This window comes from Acinetobacter sp. TG2027, from assembly GCF_000302435.1.
Lineage (GTDB): Bacteria > Pseudomonadota > Gammaproteobacteria > Pseudomonadales > Moraxellaceae > Acinetobacter > Acinetobacter pittii.
The window spans coordinates 67,563-89,534 of record NZ_AMJN01000035.1; the positions used below are offsets into that span (position 1 = coordinate 67,563).

At 40.3% G+C, this 21,972-nt stretch carries 18 protein-coding genes and 1 riboswitch; of the genes, 4 read left to right on the top strand and 14 right to left on the bottom strand.

The features are described from left to right. Window positions 1-37: 37 nt before the first annotated feature. Window positions 38-1,987, bottom strand: a complete 1,950-nt coding sequence (gene acs / locus B806_RS0107860) for an acetate--CoA ligase (protein ID WP_017402840.1) — start codon at window positions 1,985-1,987, stop codon at window positions 38-40. A 294-nt stretch (window positions 1,988-2,281) separates the two neighbouring features. Between acs and B806_RS0107865 the strand changes: the two genes are divergently transcribed. Together B806_RS0107865 and B806_RS0107870 are read left to right on the top strand one after the other, a co-directional pair. Continuing rightward, a complete protein-coding gene (locus tag B806_RS0107865; protein WP_005804442.1) occupies window positions 2,282-2,857 on the top strand; it encodes a DUF805 domain-containing protein in 576 nt (191 codons plus the stop codon). 113 nt (window positions 2,858-2,970) lie between these two features. Continuing rightward, window positions 2,971-3,951: a mechanosensitive ion channel family protein gene (locus tag B806_RS0107870; protein ID WP_017402841.1), complete on the top strand. Its 981-nt coding sequence runs from the start codon at window positions 2,971-2,973 to the stop codon at window positions 3,949-3,951. Here B806_RS0107870 and B806_RS0107875 read toward each other — a convergent pair. The 5 genes from B806_RS0107875 to prfB all read right to left on the bottom strand — a co-directional run bounded on the left by B806_RS0107875 (window position 3,931) and on the right by prfB (window position 8,791). Beyond that, window positions 3,931-4,638 (bottom strand): 16S rRNA (uracil(1498)-N(3))-methyltransferase, encoded by a 708-nt coding sequence (locus B806_RS0107875; protein ID WP_017402842.1) that lies wholly within the window; start codon window positions 4,636-4,638, stop codon window positions 3,931-3,933. The two genes, B806_RS0107870 and B806_RS0107875, sit on opposite strands and share 21 nt — an antisense overlap. Further along, entirely contained in the window at window positions 4,635-5,927 is a 1,293-nt protein-coding gene (locus B806_RS0107880) for a 3-deoxy-D-manno-octulosonic acid transferase (RefSeq protein ID WP_017402843.1), read from the bottom strand. Before B806_RS0107880 ends, B806_RS0107875 begins: the two co-directional genes overlap by 4 nt. Before the next feature lie 157 nt (window positions 5,928-6,084). Next, window positions 6,085-7,143, bottom strand: coding sequence for an alkene reductase (locus tag B806_RS0107885; RefSeq protein WP_017402844.1), 1,059 nt, complete (start codon window positions 7,141-7,143; stop codon window positions 6,085-6,087). Between the two features lie 28 nt (window positions 7,144-7,171). After that, window positions 7,172-7,474, bottom strand: a complete 303-nt coding sequence (locus tag B806_RS0107890) for a helix-turn-helix transcriptional regulator (protein WP_002121891.1) — start codon at window positions 7,472-7,474, stop codon at window positions 7,172-7,174. Window positions 7,475-7,695: 221 nt separating this feature from the next. Continuing rightward, window positions 7,696-8,791 (bottom strand): peptide chain release factor 2 gene (gene prfB, locus B806_RS0107895; protein WP_125514720.1). Its coding sequence is split into 2 segments (ribosomal slippage): window positions 7,696-8,718 and window positions 8,720-8,791, totalling 1,095 coding nucleotides; the frame shifts between segments, so codons are not numbered across the junction. 392 nt (window positions 8,792-9,183) lie between these two features. Between prfB and B806_RS0107900 the strand changes: the two genes are divergently transcribed. Then, window positions 9,184-9,951 carry a putative porin gene (locus B806_RS0107900; protein WP_005078653.1) on the top strand — a complete coding sequence of 256 codons (768 nt, stop codon included), beginning with the start codon at window positions 9,184-9,186 and terminating at the stop codon, window positions 9,949-9,951. 45 nt (window positions 9,952-9,996) lie between these two features. Here B806_RS0107900 and recJ read toward each other — a convergent pair whose 3' ends face one another. From recJ to B806_RS0107925, 5 genes are all read right to left on the bottom strand, one after another. Beyond that, complete coding sequence (gene recJ / locus B806_RS0107905; protein WP_017402846.1) at window positions 9,997-11,697, bottom strand: single-stranded-DNA-specific exonuclease RecJ; 1,701 nt, start codon at window positions 11,695-11,697, stop codon at window positions 9,997-9,999. Beyond that, the gene (pdxH, locus tag B806_RS0107910) at window positions 11,698-12,354 is read right to left on the bottom strand and encodes a pyridoxamine 5'-phosphate oxidase (RefSeq protein WP_017387565.1); all 657 of its coding nucleotides are present in this window, start codon (window positions 12,352-12,354) and stop codon (window positions 11,698-11,700) included. Between the two features lie 10 nt (window positions 12,355-12,364). Next, window positions 12,365-13,702 (bottom strand): phosphoglucosamine mutase, encoded by a 1,338-nt coding sequence (glmM, locus tag B806_RS0107915; protein WP_017387566.1) that lies wholly within the window; start codon window positions 13,700-13,702, stop codon window positions 12,365-12,367. Window positions 13,703-13,851: 149 nt separating this feature from the next. Next, window positions 13,852-15,318, bottom strand: a complete 1,467-nt coding sequence (guaB, locus tag B806_RS0107920) for an IMP dehydrogenase (RefSeq protein WP_002121951.1) — start codon at window positions 15,316-15,318, stop codon at window positions 13,852-13,854. Window positions 15,319-15,512: 194 nt separating this feature from the next. Then, window positions 15,513-16,310 (bottom strand): MBL fold metallo-hydrolase, encoded by a 798-nt coding sequence (locus B806_RS0107925; protein ID WP_017387567.1) that lies wholly within the window; start codon window positions 16,308-16,310, stop codon window positions 15,513-15,515. A gap of 227 nt (window positions 16,311-16,537) precedes the next feature. Between B806_RS0107925 and B806_RS0107930 the strand changes: the two genes are divergently transcribed. Then, window positions 16,538-18,709 (top strand): TonB-dependent siderophore receptor, encoded by a 2,172-nt coding sequence (locus B806_RS0107930; RefSeq protein WP_005804435.1) that lies wholly within the window; start codon window positions 16,538-16,540, stop codon window positions 18,707-18,709. 59 nt (window positions 18,710-18,768) lie between these two features. Here the strand turns inward: B806_RS0107930 and B806_RS0107935 are convergent, their stop codons facing one another. The 3 genes from B806_RS0107935 to B806_RS0107945 form a co-directional block, all read right to left on the bottom strand. Continuing rightward, window positions 18,769-19,344 carry a TMEM165/GDT1 family protein gene (locus B806_RS0107935; protein ID WP_005804434.1) on the bottom strand — a complete coding sequence of 192 codons (576 nt, stop codon included), beginning with the start codon at window positions 19,342-19,344 and terminating at the stop codon, window positions 18,769-18,771. Window positions 19,345-19,359: 15 nt separating this feature from the next. After that, window positions 19,360-19,545, bottom strand: a riboswitch (yybP-ykoY riboswitch). A gap of 36 nt (window positions 19,546-19,581) precedes the next feature. Beyond that, on the bottom strand, window positions 19,582-19,860 hold the full coding sequence (locus tag B806_RS0107940) for a hypothetical protein (RefSeq protein ID WP_005078662.1): 279 nt from the start codon (window positions 19,858-19,860) through the stop codon (window positions 19,582-19,584). A 146-nt stretch (window positions 19,861-20,006) separates the two neighbouring features. Continuing rightward, window positions 20,007-21,971: a 2-oxo acid dehydrogenase subunit E2 gene (locus B806_RS0107945; RefSeq protein ID WP_017402847.1), complete on the bottom strand. Its 1,965-nt coding sequence runs from the start codon at window positions 21,969-21,971 to the stop codon at window positions 20,007-20,009. Between the last annotated feature and the right edge of the window lies 1 nt (window position 21,972).

The window sequence follows — 21,972 nt, forward strand, 5'->3', positions numbered from 1 at the left end:
AAGCAATAAAAAAGCCCCAAATGGGGCTTTTTTAAAATTAGTTCTGCTTATCAGGATAAACCGTTGTAATTAACTGATCTACCACTGCAGGCTCAGCCAAGGTTGAGGTATCACCTAAACTATCTAGCTCATTCGCTGCAATTTTTCTTAAAATACGGCGCATGATTTTACCGGAACGCGTTTTAGGTAACGCTGGTGCCCAATGTAGTGCATCAGGTGAAGCCACAGGTCCAAGCACTTTACGTACCCAGTTGATTAACTCTTTACGCAGCTCTTCCGATTCTGCAACACCTGCCTGTAAGGTCACGAAAGTACAAATACCTTGTCCTTTAATATCATGAGGCATGCCCACCACTGCTGCTTCTGCGACTGATTCATGCGAAACAAGAGCACTTTCAATTTCAGCTGTGCCCAGACGATGACCTGAAACGTTTAAGACATCGTCAACACGACCTGTGATCCAGTAATAGCCATCTTCATCACGGCGAGCACCATCACCCGTAAAATAAGTATTTTTAAAGGTCGAGAAGTAAGCCTCAATAAAGCGGTCTGGGTCACCCCAAATGCTACGCATCTGGCCTGGCCATGAATCTTTAATCACAAGGTTACCTTCAACCGCACCTTCTAGCTCATTACCCTCACCATCCACAATGGCGGGTTGAATCCCAAATAATGGACGTGTTGCTGAACCTGGTTTTAAAGCTGTTGCACCCGGCAATGGAGCAATCAAAATACCGCCTGTTTCGGTTTGCCACCATGTATCAACAATCGGGCAGCGGCCTTCACCAACAACATTGTAGTACCAATTCCAAGCCTCAGGGTTAATTGGTTCACCAACCGAACCAAGTAAACGCAGGCTGCTACGGTTACTTTCACGTACAAACGAATCACCCTCTCGCATCATGGCGCGAATTGCGGTTGGAGCTGTATATAAGATAGAAACTTTATGTTTATCGACCACATGACCAAGACGTGCCCATGTTGGATATTGAGGTACACCTTCAAACATTAAGGTGGTCGTACCATTTGCCAGCGGCCCATAAATTAGATAACTATGCCCTGTAATCCAACCGATATCGGCTGTACACCAATACACATCATCTTGTTTTGAATCGAAGACCTCTTTAAAGGTACTGGTTACATAAACTAAGTAACCGCCTGTCGTATGCAACACACCTTTCGGTTTACCTGTCGAGCCCGATGTATAAAGAATAAATAAAGGGTCTTCTGCCTTCATCGGCTCTGGAGGACAGTTTGCATCCACCTCCATAATAATGAGATGATACCACAAATCACGGCCCGGCTTCATTTCAATCGGGTTCGCATTGCGGTAAACCACAATCACATTTTCAACACACTCGGTACCCGGCAACGCTAAAGCCAAATCAACATTTTCTTTGAGTGGTAATAGTTTTCCGGCACGTAGACTTGAGTCTGCGGTAATCACCAGTTTCGCTTGGCTGTCTTCAATACGACTTGCTAAAGAGTCTGGCGAGAACCCACCAAATACCACACAGTGAACAGCACCAATACGGGCACAAGCTAACATGGCAATTGCAGCTTCTGTCACCATTGGCATATACAGTACAACGCGGTCACCTTTACCAATGCCATATTTCTTTAAAACGTTGGCAAAACGGCAGACTTCATCGTGTAATTCTTTATAAGAAACGATTTTATGACGAGAAGGATGGTCCCCTTCCCAAATAATTGCAGGTTTATGTGGATGTTCTTTAAGATGCCTGTCTAGGCAGTTTGCTGACACGTTCAACTCACCATCAGCAAACCATTCAATTTTGAAATTGTCTTTGTCAAAACTGGTATTTTTAACTTGGGTAAATGGCTTTATCCAATCGACAATTTTAGCTTGCTCTGCCCAGAATTCATCTGGGTTCTCGATAGAGTGTTGATAACGTTTAAAGTAGTCTGCTTCAACAGTACGAGCTGTTTTTTTAAATTCCTCTGGTACTGGATAGATCTCATTCATACGCAACTTCCTTGATCTTGTGCATCCCATCTCGAGACTGTGGCTATTATTTTACTGGATCTTATTTGCATGCCTTTGCAGTATGATGACTCATTCAAAGCCTAGACAATGCGACTTTGGTCATATATTAACCACTTACTCAAGCATACGAAATTATGAACATTTTTATAAAATTAAGTTGATTTAAAACATTTGTCTATAGCTTTTACTTTTATAATTTTTTCAATATTTGATGGTTTTGATCATCAACAAAGATTATTTTGTCTCTCATATGCAACCTAGGAATAAAATAATATGTTTGCCCAAACAACTTCCTCACGCCCACCACAGCTGCCTTTAAAAGATAGCCCTTTTTCAATTCATGGGCGCTTTAACCGTATGAGTTATTTAGGTGGATATGGACTGATTTATTTAGTCACAATCGTGGGTTATTTTATTCTGGCCTCATTTCTTGGAAGTTTTCAGCTTTCAAGTAATTTATTTAATTTTGAGTTTTATAGCTCTCTTTCTGGCCTCAGTGCTTTGGTGGTATGGGCTTTTTGGCTATTCCTGATTTATTTAAATGTTGTTCTCGTCGTGCGACGTTTGCATGATCTAAATAAAAGTGGTTGGATGGGATTACTACTATTCATTCCAGTTGTTCAGTTCTTTTTTATGATTTATTTACTGCTTGCCTCAGGTACGGCAGGTCCAAATCAATATGGTCCATCTCGACCATCAACGTTCATAGAAAAGTTAATGGCTTGGTTTATTTTATTCGCTATTTTAATTAGCCTTATTTCTACCGCAGGCTTTTTTTACTACTTCTCTGGTACCGATACTATTCAAACCCCGTCACAAATCTTACAAAAAGGAACGGAATACTTTTAATTAAAAAACACTTTATTATTCAGATGAACTCATTATAGTAGGCGCACATTTTATCTCCTACTATGATGAAAGCCGATCATCGCTTTCATAATTTTTTAAAATAGAGACTTGTCGTGGCTGATGAACAAAAATCCTTAACGGATGTTGCAAAAAATACAGGCGAACTTTTGCAAGAAGCAGGTACTAAAACCACTCAAACGGTTTTAGCCCATACCGAAAAGTATCATGATGCCTATACCACCATTGATAAAATCGTGGATAGCTTCTGGGAACGTGTGCCTTATATTTGTATTGCGATTATCGTTTTTATTATTTTTTGGCTACTTACCAAATTATTTAAGTTCTTTGTTCGTAAAACCTTAGAAAATCGCTCTTATACGCGCCAAAACCTAGTGTTGGTTCTAAACCGTGTGGGAAGTACGACAATTTTATTTTTTGGATTCTTAATTGCACTCGTCATCATGATCCCGGGTTTTACCCCAGGACAACTCATGAGTGCGTTAGGAATCGGTTCGGTCGCAATTGGTTTCGCATTTAAAGATATTTTCCAAAACTTGCTTTCAGGTATTTTGATTTTATTGAGCGAACCGTTCCGTATTGGCGATTCAATCGTGGTCAATTCACTTGAAGGAACTGTTGAAGATATCCAAATTCGTGCAACATTCTTACGCTCTCCAGATGGCCGTCGTATTGTTATTCCAAATGCCACTGTTTATACGAGTGCTTTAACTGTAAATACGGCTTATCAGCAACGACGTTGTGAGTTTGTAGTCGGCATTGGCTATGACGACGATGAACAAAAAGCTAAACAGATTATTTTAGATATTCTTAATAATGACCGAAATGTACTCAGTCAGCCTGCTTTCTCGGTTAACGTTACAGCTTTAGCAGATTTCTCGGTTAACCTGACTGTACGTTGGTGGGTTGATACCACTGAAACTGATATGTCCTCATCTACAAGCACAATCCAAGCTCAAGTCAAACAAGCTTTCAATGAGAACGGAATTAATATTCCTTACCCAATTCAGGAATTAAAAATGGCTTCAAATCAGCCACTTTTAAACCCAGAAGCATCAACTAAACAGACGACCTAAAATATAAGAAATAGACGTTTCAGTTCTTAAAATACGGTTGCCTAAGCTCACAGCTTGGCAGCCGTTTTTTGTGAGCAAATCAATTTCATAGGGAATAAAGCCGCCTTCGGGTCCAACGACTACACTGCACGCATGCGGAATATTAACTGGCATGCTCTGCTCGGCATACGGATGAGCCACATAGGCGGGACTTTCCTTTGAAATTAAGTTTGGTAAAACATCTTCAACAAAAGGTTTAAAGCGTTTATATAATTGAATTTCAGGAACAATGGTGTCGCCTGCTTGCTCAAGCCCTAAAGTCACATAGTTATCAAGTTGTTGCAAAAATGGAGTTTGCCAATAGCTTTTATCTACCCGATAACTATGAATCAAACTAATTCTTTCAACACCTAGAGTCACACTATCCATAATTAAACGGCGTAAAACTTTGGGCCTTGGTAACGCTACGATTAAATGTACTGGAAGTTTTGCAGGTACAACTTCTTCAGTAATAGGCCGTATACAAACTTCTTGCTCATTCATCGAAACAATTTCAGTGGTATAGCGTGCACCATTACGAACACCAACTTTTAGATTTTGGCCCACCGTAATATCAAGATGTTCACGTAAATGCTGCAATTGGCGTTTTGAACGGATTAACCATAAATCTGACTGAACATCATCAGGTTCTAGTAAAACGATATTCATGGTTTTTCGACCAAATACCGGTTAATTACTCCAATATGTTTTTGTAATGAACCTTGATTACGCTGCAAAACTTTATGCGCCTGCTCAACCACCTGCTTTGCTTCTTCAGGCTCGGCTAAACATGCCATCCAGATTGCTACAACTTGCTCAGCGTCTTGAGCAATGAGCACACCATTTTCATCAATAAATTCATCGACAATGGTTTGGAAATTAAAGTAACGAGGTCCAATTACGGTCGGTACATTTAAAACCATAGGCTCTAAAATATTATGCCCACCACCTGGCTCATTAAGTGATCCACCCACAAAACACACCTGACTTAAGGCATACCATAGCCAAAGCTCACCCATACTATCGGCTAGATAAACCTGTGTACTGGCGTGAATACTATGATTCATACTTCTACGATGAGTAATTAAATCTAGGTTTTGGCAAATTTCAAATACTTCATCAAAACGTTCAGGATGTCGAGGCACGACAATACAAACTAAATCTGGATCTGACTTTAGATAAGGTGCAAGTGCCTGCAAAATTTGTTGTTCTTCTGGCGCATGCGTACTGGCAATTGTTAGGACTTTACGCTGTCCCAAATACCATTGTTGTTGTAATTGCTCAGCCTGATTTATAAAAGCCTGTGGCGCATGGATATCAAACTTAATATTTCCAACTACCTGACTTTTTTGTTGATCTAAACCAAGTTCTACATAACGTTGTCGAGTTGCATTATCTTGTGCCAACACCCAGTCAATTTGTTTCAGCATTCCTGCCGTTAGACCTGAAACGCGGCTATAACCTTTTGCTGATTTTTCTGATAATCGCGCATTTAATAGTAAACAAGGAACCTGTTGTAGCTTGGCTTGATCAATTAAATTTGGCCAAAGCTCAGTCTCAACCAATGCTAAAAGTTTTGGCTGATACAACTCAAAAAATTGTTTTAAAAGATGCTTTTGATCAACAGGCAAATAAACTGCTTGAAATAGATCTAAATAAGGTGCTTTTAAAAATAATGATTTGGCACGCGCCTGCCCCGTCTTTGTTGTATTAGTAACTAATACAGGTTGACCGAGTTTAAGATAATGCTCGATTAAAGGCTGCGCAGCATTGGTTTCTCCAACCGAAACAGCGTGGAACCAAATTGCTCTTACATTTTTCGGAGACTCAAACGGCCCAAATCTTTCAAGACATTCCTGATTATATAATTCCTGGCTTTCTGCACGTCTTTTTATCCGCCATTGGTAAAAAGGTTTTAATAAATGGAGTGCGGTGTTGTACCAAAAAGGGGTCGCCAAGCGGTTTGCCTCAAATAGTCAAAGTTTAAAACTGGGGAAAATATAACATAGATAGAAAAAATGGCAGAGTTTCGATACCTAAACTCTACCATTACAAGAAAAGCGATTTACTTACTTAAGAAATGAACTAGGTCAGTAAGTCGAAATCTCAAAGATATTATGAAGCTTCTAGCGTTGGATAGTCTGTATAACCTTCAGCGCCTTTAGCATATAAAGTTGTTGGTTGAAGTTCATTTAATGGCAAGTCTTTTTCTAAACGCTGTAAAAGATCTGGGTTAGCAATATATGCTTTACCAAAAGATACAGCATCTGCCTGACCTTCACGCAAGATACGTTTTGCTGATTCTGGTGTTAGGTTCTCATTGGCAATCCATACACCATTAAATTTTTCGCGAAGTTTAGGACTAATACTATCAGCAGCTTCATATTCACGAGAGAAAATGAAAGCAACATTACGTTGGTTAAGTTGTTCAACTACATAACCAAAAGTTGCTAATGGGTTTTCATCTCCCATATCGTGTGAATCACCACGCGGTGCAATATGAACACCTACTCGGCCTGCGCCCCACACTTCAATAAATGCATCAACGACTTCTAATAATAAACGTGCGCGATTTTCAACAGGACCACCGTATTCATCATCACGTTGGTTGGTATTACTTTGAAGGAACTGGTCAATTAAGTAACCGTTCGCTGCGTGTAATTCAACACCATCAAAACCTGCTGCTTTAGCCAGTTCTGCTGAATGTTTGTATTGAGCAATAACTTCTTGAATCTCTTCAATTGAAAGTGCACGCGGTGTTACATAGGGACGTTTAGGACGTAATAAACTCACTTCACCCGCAGGTTGAATTGCACTTGGTGCAACAGGAATATCACCATCTAAAAGTTCAGGATGCGAAATACGGCCTACATGCCAAAGTTGAGCTACAATTTTTGAACCTTGAGCATGAACTGCCTCAATAATTTTATTCCAAGCTTGTGCCTGCTCTTGTGACCATAATCCTGGGGTGTCTGCGTAACCCACAGTTTTTGAACCAATTACTGTTGCTTCGGTCAAAATTAGACCAGCATTTGCACGTTGTTGATAGTATTCAACCATTAAATCATTAGGCACTCGGCTTTCACCACTACGCGCACGCGTTAATGGAGCCATTACCAATCGATTTTTGATTTCAAAATCACCAACCGTTAAAGGAGTATTGAGTTCAGCCATAATCGCCTCGACTTACACTTTTAATAATTTAAAGTGTTTGTTTTAAATGTTCGATATATTGCTGAATCAAAGCTTCGTTACGTGAAAAATAAGACCATTGACCATATTTTTGGACCTGAATAAGCCCCGCCTGTTGTAACACAGACAAATGATTGGACATTGTAGACTGAGCTACTTTACCCAAACGTTCAATATGACCTGCACAAACACCCTTCTCAAAACTACCACCACATTCTTCCACCGGTAAATAATGTGCAGGTTCTTTTAACCATTGCAAAATTTGCCGACGTAGAGGGTTGGAAAGGGCTTTGCTAATTGCATCAATATCCATAGGCTCAACACGTCTTTTAAACGAACAAAGCTTTGTTCAGCATTTCGAAAACATAATATCGCATTTTTTCGATATTCATATCTATTTTTTTCGATATTCATATCGCATTTTTTCGATTAACATTCGAAGACTGAACTGCTTTGCCGTTTTAATCGCTAAAAATCCAAGAGTTCTAAATATTCATAGATGAACTGTATTTAAACTAAAAGTTCAGCAGACTCTTATAAACCTTGTTTTAAACTCGCTTCGATAAAACGATCAAGGTCACCATCAAGAACAGCACCTGTATTAGAGTTTTCAACACCCGTACGTAAATCTTTAATACGAGAATCATCTAATACATATGAACGAATTTGGCTTCCCCAACCAATATCAGACTTCGAGTCTTCTAGAGCTTGAGCTGCTTCATTACGTTTTTGCATTTCCAATTCATATAAACGTGCACGTAACTGTTTCCATGCGTGGTCACGGTTAGCATGTTGCGAACGCTGGTTCTGACACGCCACCACAATACCTGTTGGAATGTGAGTCAAGCGCACAGCCGAGTCGGTTTTGTTAATATGCTGACCACCTGCACCAGATGCACGGTACGTATCGGTACGAACATCAGAAGGATTGATATCAATTTCAATATTGTCATCAACTTCTGGGGAAATAAATACCGCAGAGAATGAAGTGTGACGACGGTTGCCACTGTCAAATGGTGATTTACGAACTAAACGGTGTACACCTGACTCTGTGCGTAACCAACCGTAGGCATATTCACCTTCCACACGTATAGTTGCTGATTTAATACCGGCTACGTCACCATCAGACACTTCCATAAGTTCTGCTTTAAAGCCATGACGTTCAATCCAGCGCATATACATGCGTAAAAGCATAGACGCCCAATCTTGTGCTTCAGTACCACCTGAACCTGATTGAATCTCGACATAGCAAGGATTCGGGTCCATCGGATTGCTAAACATACGACGGAATTCAAGTTTAGCCAGTTCATCTTCAGCCGCACCAAGTTCTGCCTGAACATCTTCAAGCAAGCTTTCATCGTCAGCTTCTACAGCCAAATCTAACATCGCTTTTGCATCTTCAAGCTGTGTAGATAAGCCATCCAATACATTAATAACGTTTTCTAGTTCGCCCTTTTCTTTCGCCATCGCCTGAGCACGGCTTTGATCATTCCAGATCGCAGGGTCTTCTAACTCACGTAAAACTTCTTCTAAACGTTCTTTTTTCAGATCGTAGTCAAAGATACCCCCGTAGTGTTTGGCTACGATCAGTTAAGTCTTTCAATTGGTTTAGATAAGGATTAATTTCCACGCGAGTGTTCCCATAAGAGCAGATAAACAGTCAATTATTTTAGCATAGCTGCGGTTATCTACGAACCCGCTTTGTATTTCTCATCATATTTCACCAATTTGTTTTATAAATTTTCTTCAGTTCAATTTAAGATTAATTGGTAACATCCTCATACAAAATTGGGTACTTTTACAGCATTTTTTATGATCTACACAAAATCTCCTCAATTTTAATAAAATAAAACATTATGTTTTTATATTTTAAAATCAATATCTTAAATTAAATTACTTTACATAAATATCACACGGTTACAGTACGGTTACTTGCGCAAGATTGACGACAAAGCTTTTTCGTCTAGACTAAAAGTTGTAACAAAACATTTATAAAATCGCTTTTTAGAGGGGAGAGATTCCATGAAAAAACTAGCAATTGCATCAGCTCTTTTATCTGCACTCGCAGTGAGTGGCGCAGCAAACGCTTACCAAGCTGAAGTTGGTGGTTCTTACAATTATCTTGATCCAGACAACGGTAGCAGCGTAAGTAAATTCGGTGTTGACGGGACTTATTACTTTAATCCTGTTCAAACTCGTAACGCTCCACTTGCTGAAGCAGCTTTCTTAAGCCGTGCAAGTAACGTTAACGCCCTTATCAACTATGGCGATAACAGCGGTACAAAAGATACTCAATATGGCGTAGGTGTTGAATATTACGTTCCTAACTCAGATTTCTACCTTAGCGGTGATGTGGGTCGAAATGAGCGTGAAGTTGACAACACCAATATTGATAGCAAAGTAACGACTTATGCAGCTGAAGTAGGTTATTTACCAGCTCCAGGTTTATTACTTGCTTTAGGTGTTAAAGGCTACGACGAAAAAGACGGTAAAGACGGCGCTGATCCAACAGTTCGTGCTAAATACGTAACTCAAGTAGGCCAACATGACGTAAACCTTGAAGCGTTCGGTGCGTTTGGTGACCTAGACGAATATAAAGTTCGTGGTGACTACTACATCGACAAAACTTTAAGTGTTGGTGCTGATTACTACAACAACGACTTAACTGATAAAGATGAATTTGGTATCAATGCTAAAAAATTCTTAAATCAGCAAGTAAGTGTTGAAGGCCGTGTTGGATTTGGTGATAACGACAACACTTATGGTGTTCGTGCAGCATACCGCTTCTAATCAAGCCTAAAGTCATAAAAAATCCGCTCAATTGAGCGGATTTTTTTATTGGTTTAAATGTACGATGCGTAATTGTAAATTCACATTGCCATTAAATGCATTACGATCTATTTCATAGACCAAATGTACATGATCACGCATTGGGTCAAACTCAAAACGGCCCACTGCATTAAAAGCAATTGCATCAAAACTGTATTGGTCTAATGCTAATTTAAGCTTCAAATGCGTTTCTTTAAGCCAGCGATAATCAACAACTTTAAAATACCCCTCAAACTGAGGAAAAGGGAATTTTTGTCCCCACGGTCCTAACTGTTCTATCCAGTCTAAAGTGTCGAGTTGTAAGGCAGAAGCAGGGAGTTCTCCATCTGTCCATAACGTTGCTTGAAACAAAGATTCTTCCATTGCTGCAATGCAATTGGTAAATGCAGTTTTAAAAGCTTCGAAGTTTTCTTTACGTATGGTTAAACCTGCTGCTGCTGCATGACCACCAAAATGGCTCACCAATTCTGGATGTTGTTCAGCAACCTGTTCAATCGTATCTCGAATATGCACCCCATCAATTGAACGTGCAGATCCTTTTATATGAATACCATCTTCATCAGGTGCAAATACAATAGTGGGACGATGAAACTGCTCTTTTAAACGCCCCGCTACAATTCCAATCACACCTTGATGCCAGTTTTCTTCGAAGAGTATAAGAGCTGGAGGAATGTCTTCCTTTGAGAGCTGCAAGCTATCTAAAGCAGACAAGGCTTGTTGCTTCATCTCCCCTTCGATTTGACGGCGCTCTATATTTAATTGATTTAACTGTCTCGCGATTGGATAGGCAGATTCCATAGTGTCAGCTAATAAACATTCAATGCCTATACGCATGCTCTCCATGCGTCCAGCAGCGTTAATACGCGGACCTAAAACAAAACCTAAATCTTGTGCACGCAAAGATGAAGCCTCACGGCCAGCAATATCTAGCAACGCCAATATTCCGACTCGGCATTGATGTTGTTGAATACGTTTTACGCCTGCATCAACCAAAATGCGATTGTTATAATCTAGGACAGCAACATCGGCATACGTTCCCAAAGCAACCAAGTCTAGATATTGAGTGACTTTACTCGTACTTTTACCTTGCTTACTACGTAAACTTGCTAAATTGGCCAGCACATAAAATGCAACGCCAACACCTGCAAGCGCCTTACTTGGGAACTCACAACCTAACTGATTTGGGTTTACAACTGCTTCTGCAAGCGGTGTTTCTTTAGTGGTTAAATGGTGATCTGTAATAACCACTTCCATGCCCAGTGCGTGTGCCGCATCAACACCAGCATGGCTGGAAATCCCATTATCGACAGTAATTAATAAATCGGGTTGATAAGTTTGATGTGCAAGCTCTGCAATTGCTGGAGTAAGTCCATAACCGTATTTAAATCGGTCTGGAACCAAATATTCGACTTGTGCTCCCATATCGCGAAGCACCAATACCATTAACGCTGTACTGGTTGCTCCATCGGCATCGTAGTCGCCAACAATAACAATTTTTTTCTGCTCATCAATAGCTTGATCTATTAATGCCACAGCAGTTTCTAATCCCTTGAGCTGTGGAGCTAATAAATTCTTAAGCTTTAACTCTAATTCCTGTTCAGATTGTACCCCACGCCTTGCCAAAATTTCGGCAATAAACGGAGGCACGCCCTGAAACTGTTCAGGGCGTGTCAATAAAGGTCTTTGTTTGATTTGTATTTTTGTCATTTAAGGCATCAGTCGGTGCAACGTCCATTGACCGTCGATTTTTTCATAACTCAAGCGGTCATGTAAACGATTTGGTCGCCCTTGCCAGAATTCATAATAATCTGGCTGCAGACGATAACCTCCCCAGAACTCTGGCTTATCAAGCACTTCACGACTTGTAACTTGCTGTTGTAAATCTTGAAAACGTTGCTGTAACAGCTCTCGGCTTTCAATCTTACCACTTTGCGGCGTACTGATATGCGCTGCAATCTGGCTATCACGTGGTCGTTTACGATAGTAATCTGTAGACTCTTGCTCAGCAATTTTGACTACTTGACCACCAACTCGCACCTGACGCTCTAGACTTGGCCAGTAAAATAATAATTCGGCATATGGATTTTCTGCCAAATCGATACCTTTCTGACTGTCGTAGTTAGTATAAAAATCATACCCAGCTTCTGTAGCCCCACGTAACAAAACTGTTCGAACATGAGGTCTGCCATTCGCACTTGCTGTCGCTAATGACATTGCATAGGGTTCATGCAAATTGGCTGCTAGAGCATGGTTAAACCAACCAAGAAACTGCTGATGAGGATTAGATTCAACCTGCCCCTCATGCAATTCTCCTTGCTCGTAGCTTAAGCGTAATTCACTTAAATCTTTAATGACATCACTCATGTCATGCACCTTATGCGACTTGTGCTTGTGAACGAACAGAATCTGCTAAATGCTGAGCTAAAGCATTCACTTCTTGCTCATCATCACCTTCGACCATAACACGAATTACAGGCTCTGTTCCTGACTTACGAATCAAGATTCGTCCACGTCCTTTGAGCTGTGCTTCTGCTTTATCAAACTCAGCAACCAATGCAGGAATAGAATACGGATCAAGCATTTGTTCTAAACGTACATTCACAAGAATTTGTGGGAATAGTTTAAAGCCTTGAACCAGTTCATGAAGAGCCTTATTTTGCTCGACCATCACGGTTAAAACTTGAAGTGCTGCAATAATCGCATCACCTGTCGTACTCTTGTCTAAAGTTAGAATATGACCAGATGGTTCCCCACCAGTAACCCAACCATTTTCTTCTAGGGCTTGTAATACATAACGGTCACCAACCTTAGCCCGAACAAAACCAACATTCGCTTTTTCAAGTGCGACTTCGAGTGCCATGTTACTCATGACAGTACCCACTACGCCTGCTGGCTTATTTTGAGCCTGAGTCGCTAAAATATATAAGATATGGTCACCATCAATTAAGTTACCAAACTTATCGACCATCACGACACGGTCAGCATCACCATCAAAGGCAATCCCTAAATCTGCTTCGTGCTCAACTACAGCTTTTTGTAGTTTTTCAGGATGTGTTGAACCACAACCTTCATTAATATTTAAACCATCTGGCTCATTATATAAAGCAACAACTTTTGCCCCTAACTCACGGAAAACCGAAGGACCAACGCTATACGCCGCACCATGAGCACAGTCCAACACAATCTTTAAATTATTTAAGTCAAAGTGGTAAGGGAAAGTAGATTTACAAAATTCGATATAGCGACCATTCGCATCATTTACACGAACACTTTTACCTAAGTTTGCCGTGTCCTCAATAAACAAATCTTTTTCTAATTCGAGGTTAATTTCTTCTTGTAGAGCATCTGGTAATTTTTTACCTTCGCTTGAGAAAAATTTAATACCATTATCAAAATATGGGTTATGTGATGCAGAAATCACGATACCTGCATGCGCATGTAAAGCACGAGTAAGGTGCGCAATTGCTGGGGTCGGTAATGGGCCAAGCAAATGAACATATACGCCAGCAGCGTTTAACCCCGCCTGCAAAGCAGACTCTAAAATATAACCAGATAAACGAGTGTCTTTTCCTAATACAACAAGTGGCTTATTTTTTGGACTCGTTCGTTTTAATACCTTCCCTGCAGCAAAACCGAGTTTTAAAGCAAACTCTGGAGTAATAGGCATTTGCCCAAATTTTCCACGAATACCATCCGTTCCAAAATAACTCATAGCTTATCTCATTTTTACGCCACTTCAGCCGTGGCTTACTTCATATATGGCAATTCCGCCATATCTCTTTTCGTCAGATTTACTTTACACCAAAAACAAAAAGCCGTCAGTGTAATGACGGCTTTCTTCATTGTTTTGGTTACGAAAATCTAACCAACACGATAGTTTGGAGCTTCTTTAGTAATCGTTACATCATGAACATGTGACTCAGACATGCCTGCTGAAGTAATTTTCACAAATTTCGCATTTTGGCGAAGATCTTCAATCACAGCTGAACCTGTATAACCCATCGATGAACGTAAACCACCCATCATTTGATGAACGATGTTACCCATTGGACCTTTATATGGAACACGGCCTTCGATTCCTTCTGGTACTAACTTCTCAGCACCCGCTTTTGAATCTTGGAAATAACGGTCAGCAGAACCAGTTGCTCCCGCCATTGCACCTAATGACCCCATACCACGATATGCTTTGTAGTAACGACCTTGGAAAAACTCAACTTCGCCTGGCGCTTCTTCAGTACCTGCAAGTAATGAACCAACCATGATCGTACTTGCACCCGCACCGATCGCTTTTGCCATATCGCCAGAGAAGCGGATACCGCCATCTGCAATTAAAGGAATTTGATCTTTTAGTGCACTAGCAACGCTGTCAATCGCAGAAATTTGTGGCATACCGATACCAGCCACAATACGTGTTGTACAGATAGAACCAGGGCCAATACCTACTTTTACAGCATCTGCACCTGCATCTAATAATGCTAATGCAGCATCACCAGTTGCAATGTTGCCACCAATCACTTGTACTTGAGGGAAGTTTTGTTTCACCCAACGTACACGTTCAATTACACCAGCAGAGTGGCCATGTGCTGTATCAACAACAATTACGTCAACACCAGCTTCAACCAATGCTTCCACACGACTTGGTGTATCAGCACCAGTACCTACCGCAGCACCAACACGTAAACGACCAAGATCATCTTTACAACTGTTTGGATAGCTCTCAGCTTTGCGGAAGTCAGTTACTGTAATTAAGCCTTTAAGTTCGTTGCTCTCACCAACGACTAAGACTTTTTCAATACGGTGTTTTTGCAATAATGCTTGAATATTTTCTTTAGACTCGCCTTCACGTACAGTTACTAAACGATCTTGGCCTGTCATGATGTTGCTAACAGGTTGCTCTAAATTGGTTTCAAAACGCGTATCACGGCCTGTCACAATACCAACAACCTTGCCGTCTTTAACAACAGGTACACCACTAATGTTATTAGCGCTGGTGATTGCGATGAGTTCACGTACTGTAGTTTCAGGCGTTACAGTGATAGGATCTTTCACCATACCCGCTTCGAATTTTTTCACACGGCGTACTTCTGCAGCTTGAGCAGCAATATCCATGTTTTTGTGCAAAATCCCGATACCACCATTTTGTGACATAGCAATCGCCATACGTGACTCAGTCACTGTATCCATTGCAGCTGAAACTAATGGGATATTTAAATGAATGCCGCGAGTTAAACGTGTCTTTAAAGAGACATCTTTTGGGAGAACAGTAGAGTAGGCAGGAAGTAATAAGACATCATCGAAGGTTAGCGCTTCTTGAACGATGGTCAGCATAACAATCTCACTGGTAAATTCCGTGAGCTATTATAAACAAATTTCAATGCAATTTTCATATTATCTTTGCCTTTTTCAGCAATAGATATAGAGCTTCTCCAAATAATTCCCACTTATTATAGTTTTAACGTTATTTTTTAATCGAGGTTTTTGCAACCCAGAATTTTATCTGGGTTGATCATTAGTCATAATATTTAGGTAGGACAGCTAAAAATTTGCTCAGTCATTAAATCTACGCCGCATGGCAAGGTCTCAATCCAGTCTAAAAACTGATTGACCATTTCTTTACCCATAAATGGACTACCGTGCTGAGGCACAATCATTTCAATATCCATTTGGCGCACCATATTGACCCACAAACGGATAACTTTGTTGGAACACATATAGCGTTGGTGAAAAGCCTTCATTTTCATGACATGCGTATCGAAATCTTTTAAAGGCTGATTAGCATCTTCAACAATCGAGGCACCCATATCGCCAGAAAACAGAATCTTAGCAACTGGATCATAAAACTGAAAATTACCCACCGAATGTAAGAAGTGAGCGGGAACTACCACAAGCTTGGATTCTCCTAGAGTAATCACTTGGCCGCGGTCAGGTAATTCAATAAGACGATCTTCCCAATTCCCTTTCATTCGCTCACTCATAAATGAGGAATTTAGGTGTGGTAAAAAACGTGCCCATAATTTTGACGCAACAACTTTAGCATCGGTATAAACCAGCCAGCGTGGCATTGAGGTAATAATGTCCGGATCTTGATGTGAGGCCATCACATAGTCCAGATTTTTCAAACGTGTATATTTATTTAATTCCATCGTTAATGGAACGTAGGTCAAATCACCACCCGGGTCTATTACAGCAGCGCGTTCATGATCAATAATTAAAAATTGATTGGCTTGAATGCCTTCCCCTTTAACCAAGCTGGTAAAACTAATACATTTATGTACGCCATTATCAAATAATATCTGCGATGTTGTTTTTTCAAACCCCATACAATTCCCCAAAAAAACTTTAAATATTAGATATTTTTATATCCATAATAAAATAATGGGATTCAACAACTCATGCAATGAATTACTTTATCTTTCTCATAATATTTTAAAATTGATTTTGGTTTTCTTATTTTATAAATGAATCATAATGTTATTTAAAATTAACCCACAATAAATTAAAATAATTCTCATTATCAAATTTACTTTTTGTGCTGCTTAGGCCTCCCATGAATCAACCCTTCCGTTTTTCAACATCAAAAACATTGTTAGCAGTTGCTATTTTTACTTCGATGACAGCAAGTCACGCTGAAGAAATAACAGAACAACAAAACTCAACCAGTGTTCTCCCCACTATTTCTGTTCAAGCGCAAAAAGAAAGCTCTTCACCTTACGTCGCAACGAAAGCAAACTCTGCCTTAAAATCAGACGCACCTTTATTTAAAACTGCTCAGTCGGTTTCAGTGGTGACCCGTGAGCAACTTGACCAAAAACAAGCAAAGACACTTACAGATGCACTTGAAGGCGTTGCAGGTGTTGGAGCTGGGAAACTTGGTCGTCGTGGTTGGGATGATTTCATTATTCGAGGACAAACTTCTTCTGATTCAGTTTATGTAGATGGTTTAAGAATTGGTCAAAGCTCTCCAACTCCATCTGTAGCAGCTGAAATATCAGGCATGGATCAGGTACAAGTTTTAAAAGGGCCTGCATCTATTAATTTTGGTTTGGTTGCTCCAGGAGGTATGGTCAACTTAGTGACTAAACGCCCTCAAGCTGAAAGCTTTGCTCGGGCCACTATGACTTATGGCAGCTACAGCCTTAAAGAAGGTACGTTCGATCTAAACTATAGTCCTAATAATAGTGAAAAAGGTGCTTTCCGTTTAAATGGTCGTATCTCAGACCAAGATGACCCAACAGATTATGTATATTTTAAAAATTACTACATCTCTCCCTCTTATAACTTTGACTTAGGGGATAACACTGATCTCTCTGTCATCGCAAGCTATCAGCATCGCGAATACATCCGTCAACAAGGTTTACCTGTCATTGGTACATTAAAAGACAATCCCAACGGGGCTATAGACCGAAGTTTATATATTGGCGATCCTAACTTTGGTAAATATGAAGCAGATGTTTACCGCACAGGTTATACCTTTAAACACGCTTTTGATAATGGTTGGAACTTTAATCAGAACTTTGCCGTACAAAAAACTGAAATGGATGGTACTGCTGTCTTTGCTCGCACGGGCAACAACTTTTGGGCAAAAAACAAACAAGGTGAAATCGACTACACAACCATTAGCCGTAAAAATAATAGCCGCCACCAAATTATTGATAATTTAAGCTTTGCCATCGATAACCGTTTCAATAAACAGTTTGATTTATATGGCATGCAGCACGACCTTAATATTGGGGTAGATGCTTTTCAGGAAAAAAGTGATTACACCAACAACCGTTGTAATGTCGGGGATTTAAACATATATGCTCCTGTATATGGGCAAACTGTTACCTGTTCCAATCCTATCAGCAACCACGATATTAACCGCTTAAAATACACAGGATTATATATTCGTGACCGTATTCAGCTTAATGACCAATTACTTTTAAGCTTATCTGGTCGTCAAGACTGGGCGCAAACTCAAACTACAAGTCTGGTTAACAGCAACACGAGTAAACAGTCTGATGAAGCATTTACGGGCAGCGCCTCTGTCATGTATACCCTTAATGACATTGTGGCTCCTTATGTCAGCTATGCCACCTCGTTTACCCCAAATAGCGGTACTGATGTAAATAACAATCCGTTCAAACCTGAAGAAGGGAAACAGGTTGAAGTCGGAATGAAATTACAAAGCCCAGATCAACGAGTTCAAGGTGCTATCGCTTGGTATGACCTAAAACGTCAGAATGTTGTAGTTAATGATCCAATTAATACGAGTGAGAAAGTTCAGCGTGGCGAACAATTAACTCGTGGTATCGAGACTGAGCTAAGCGCAGAAATTTTAGAAGGTTTAAAATTAACGGCTGCCTATACCTACACAATTGATGCTGAAATTAGTAAAGATGCAAATGTGAGCAATGTAGGAAAAGCACTCGATAATATTCCTGAACATGCTTACAGTCTGTCGGCTCGTTATAAATTTGACCCTGCCTCAAAACTTGGTTGGTATATCGGTGGTGGATTCCGTGGTGAAACTTATAAAACTATGGATAAGCTAGATGTCCATATTCCAGGCTATACCGTATTTGATACAGAAGCTGGCTATGATGCAGGATATTGGGGTGCTCAACTAGCAATCCGTAATCTATTCGATAAAGATTACTATGCAGGTGCCTTAAATGAAAATTTGGTGACTTTAGGTAATCCACGTCAAATTAACTTTACTGTGAAATTTAACTATTAAAATTACCTATAAAAAAACGCACTCGATTCGAGTGCGTTTTTTTCGCAGCTTAAAATGCGTTAGAAAAAATAATGCTGTACTAAAGTAGAGATACCTACAATTAAGAAAATAGCAGCACCAATTTTATGAATGAGCGAGATAGATAAACGTTCAGCCAATTTATTACCAATAAATACAGCTGGCGCATTGGCAATCATCATCCCTAAGGTTGTACCTAACATCACCCAAAAAATGCTGTCATAACGTGCAGCTAAAGCGACTGTTGCAATTTGGGTTTTGTCACCAATTTCAGCTAAGAAAAATAAGATGAAGGTAGCACCAAAAACACCAAATTTTTGCCATCTGTTAATACTATCCGTTTCATCGTCTAACTTATCTGGAATAAGCATCCAGAAAGCCATACCAATGAAGCCAGCTGCAAGAACCCAGACTAAAATTTCGGGGCTCAACACGGTCGTAATCCACTGTCCAAGTACAGCAGAAATACCATGATTAATTAGAGTAGCTAAAAGAATCGCAATAAGAATAGGGATTGGCTTACGGAAACGTGCAGACAGTAAAAGGGCCAATAATTGGGTTTTATCGCCCATTTCAGCAAGGGCAACAATCGAAGTAGAAATCAGAAATTCTTGCATGTCGTTTCTCTGGCTAGCATAAATGCCCATGACCTACCCCTCCTGCTAGCCAAATATCTGCAGAGTGGTAAATCAAAGGTCTTGCCAACTCAGAAACGATGAGACGTTTAAGCTATGATGACCATGTTCTGTTGAACAATTATGTTGATCATCACCTATTCATTTAGAAATGAATAGCGGCTACTCCCCAATGAAGTATGCGTTTATTATATTCGAGTAGTTCTATTTTTCAAACATTCAGGCAAAAAATTTTATCCACGCCCAAACTAACAATCGCCCTAGACCCAATAATAAAGCTAAACCAATACTTAAGTTAATAAATCCAAAATGATTAATGCCAGTTACGTGCTGAGATTGAAATTCAAATGGCAAAATAAGCATTGCTAGAAATACTTCCAAGCCCATTGCAACGTAAGTCATCCATTCCCAAGGAAAGTGTAAAACACTGACCCATACCCCCATTAATAAAAATACAATTAATAGAATCGGCACCATGATTTTTAAAAATCCCACCATTCATTCTTTCTCCTTTACCGACTAACGAGAAATTTCTCCTCTCTCGACACTTCATTTTTCGTCCTTAGATTAACTTAAAACCAATTAAATTAAATATCAAAATAAAACCCCGCCGAAGCGAGGTTTTAATGATTCATTTAAAAATATTAGATTAATAAAGTACGAATATCTTTAAGAAGTTTCGTAAGCTTATTAGTAAAGCGAGCAGCATCTGCACCATTAATTACACGGTGGTCATAAGACAACGACAACGGCAACATTAAGCGTGGATCAAAGTCTTTACCATTCCAAACCGGTTGCATCGTTGCAGGTGAAATACCTAAAATTGCAACTTGTGGCCAGTTCACAAGAGGTGTAAATGCTGTACCACCAATTGCGCCTAAACTTGAAATGGTGAAATTCGCACCTTGCAAATCTTTCGGTGTTAATTTCTTATCACGCGCTTTTTGACCTAACACACCCAATTCAACTGCAATTTGCTTAATTGATTTTTGGTCTGGGTTACGAAGTACTGGCACAGTTAAACCATCAGGTGTTGCTACCGCAATTCCCATATGGATTTCATTGCGCAAGAGCACTGATTTACCGTCATCAGATAGATGACCTGCAAACTCACGCTCTTCTTTTAACAAGTACGCAACCGCTTTGATAATGAATGCCATAATTGTCAGGCTGATACCTTCTTTTTTGAAGTTGCCTTTCAGTTCATTACGCCAATCTTCTAACTCAGTAATATCAGCCAAATCAAACTGGGTGACTTGCGGAATAAAGTTGTTCAACGACAATTGCGGAATTGATACTTGCTGCAAACGCGTCAGTACTTTTTCTTCCACACCACCAAACGCAGTAAATTCAGGAAGCTTTGGCAAACCCGAAACCGCTGGTGCAGCCGCAGCAACTGGCGCCGCTTGCGGTGCAGTTAAACGACTCTTCACATAAGCAAAGATATCTTCTTTAACAACACGGCCATGCTCACCAGAAGTTTTAACTTGTGACAAAATCACGCCAAGTTCACGAGCAAGCTTACGAACAGCAGGGCCTGCATATACTTTAGCATTTTCAGCTTCTTGCTCTTTCGTTAACTTATCAGCACCAGATGTTGACGCTACAGGCTCAGACTGAGTCGCAGCAGGAGCTGCTGCTTTAGGCGCTGCTGCCTGCGGAGCTGGAGCTGATTCTGCTTTCGCCGCTGGTGCAGCAGCAGGTGCTTGGCCTTCAGCTTCAATTGTTGCCAGCAATACACCTTGTGAAACTTGTTGGCCTGCTTGCAAGTGAATTGCTTTCACAACACCAGCAACAGTACTTGGAACTTCCACAGTTGCTTTATCTGACTCAACAACAACAAGGCTTTGGTCTACATCAACTTTGTCACCAACCTGAACCAAGATTTCAGCAACAACTGCTTTATCTACACCCAAATCAGGAACGTTAATATCAACCGGTCCAGATTGAGCAGCAGTCGATGCTACAGTTTCTTGCTGAGCTGGTGCAGGTGCTGCCGCTGGAGCTTCTGTTGTAGAAGCAGGAGCTTCTGCTTGCGCACTTGATGCAGACGTTGTTTTCACTTTAATGAGCACAACACCTTCTTTAACTGTATCGCCTTCTTTAACTTGAATGCTTTCTACAGTACCTGCAACACTGCTTGGTACTTCTACAGTTGCTTTGTCAGACTCAACCACAACGATGCTTTGTTCAACATCGATTTGTTCGCCAACTTTTACTAAAATCTCACCAACTAGTGCTTTTTCAACACCAATATCGGGAACTTGAACTTCAACCACTTGGCTGGTTGTTGCCGTTGCTGATTGAGCAGCAGTTGAAGGCTGTTGAGCCGCTGCTGGTGCAGCTTTTGGAGCTTCTTCTGCTTGAGCTACTGGTGCAGCACCAGCAGCTTCAAGTTCAAGCAATACCGTACCTTCAGTTACGCTATCACCTTCTTTAATTAAGATGCTTTTTACCACACCTGCTGAAGTGCTAGGCACTTCAACAGAGGCTTTATCTGACTCAAGCAAAACAAGGCTGTCATTTTCTGCAATGCTGTCGCCAACTTTTACTAAAATTTCAGCAACAACTGCTTTATCTACACCAATATCAGGGGTCTTAATTTGCATG

Bases quoted from the DNA above. Each gene is read 5' to 3' on its own strand.
- acs (WP_017402840.1), bottom strand. From the start codon at position 1,987: ATGAATGAGATCTATCCAGTACCAGAGGAATTTAAAAAAACAGCTCGT.
- B806_RS0107865 (WP_005804442.1), top strand. From the start codon at position 2,282: ATGTTTGCCCAAACAACTTCCTCACGCCCACCACAGCTGCCTTTAAAA.
- B806_RS0107875 (WP_017402842.1), bottom strand. From the start codon at position 4,638: ATGAATATCGTTTTACTAGAACCTGATGATGTTCAGTCAGATTTATGG.
- B806_RS0107885 (WP_017402844.1), bottom strand. From the start codon at position 7,143: ATGGCTGAACTCAATACTCCTTTAACGGTTGGTGATTTTGAAATCAAA.
- B806_RS0107890 (WP_002121891.1), bottom strand. From the start codon at position 7,474: ATGGATATTGATGCAATTAGCAAAGCCCTTTCCAACCCTCTACGTCGG.
- B806_RS0107900 (WP_005078653.1), top strand. From the start codon at position 9,184: ATGAAAAAACTAGCAATTGCATCAGCTCTTTTATCTGCACTCGCAGTG.
- recJ (WP_017402846.1), bottom strand. From the start codon at position 11,697: ATGACAAAAATACAAATCAAACAAAGACCTTTATTGACACGCCCTGAA.
- pdxH (WP_017387565.1), bottom strand. From the start codon at position 12,354: ATGAGTGATGTCATTAAAGATTTAAGTGAATTACGCTTAAGCTACGAG.
- glmM (WP_017387566.1), bottom strand. From the start codon at position 13,702: ATGAGTTATTTTGGAACGGATGGTATTCGTGGAAAATTTGGGCAAATG.
- guaB (WP_002121951.1), bottom strand. From the start codon at position 15,318: ATGCTGACCATCGTTCAAGAAGCGCTAACCTTCGATGATGTCTTATTA.
- B806_RS0107925 (WP_017387567.1), bottom strand. From the start codon at position 16,310: ATGGGGTTTGAAAAAACAACATCGCAGATATTATTTGATAATGGCGTA.
- B806_RS0107930 (WP_005804435.1), top strand. From the start codon at position 16,538: ATGAATCAACCCTTCCGTTTTTCAACATCAAAAACATTGTTAGCAGTT.
- B806_RS0107935 (WP_005804434.1), bottom strand. From the start codon at position 19,344: ATGCAAGAATTTCTGATTTCTACTTCGATTGTTGCCCTTGCTGAAATG.
- B806_RS0107940 (WP_005078662.1), bottom strand. From the start codon at position 19,860: ATGGTGGGATTTTTAAAAATCATGGTGCCGATTCTATTAATTGTATTT.
- B806_RS0107945 (WP_017402847.1), bottom strand. From the start codon at position 21,971: ATGCAAATTAAGACCCCTGATATTGGTGTAGATAAAGCAGTTGTTGCT.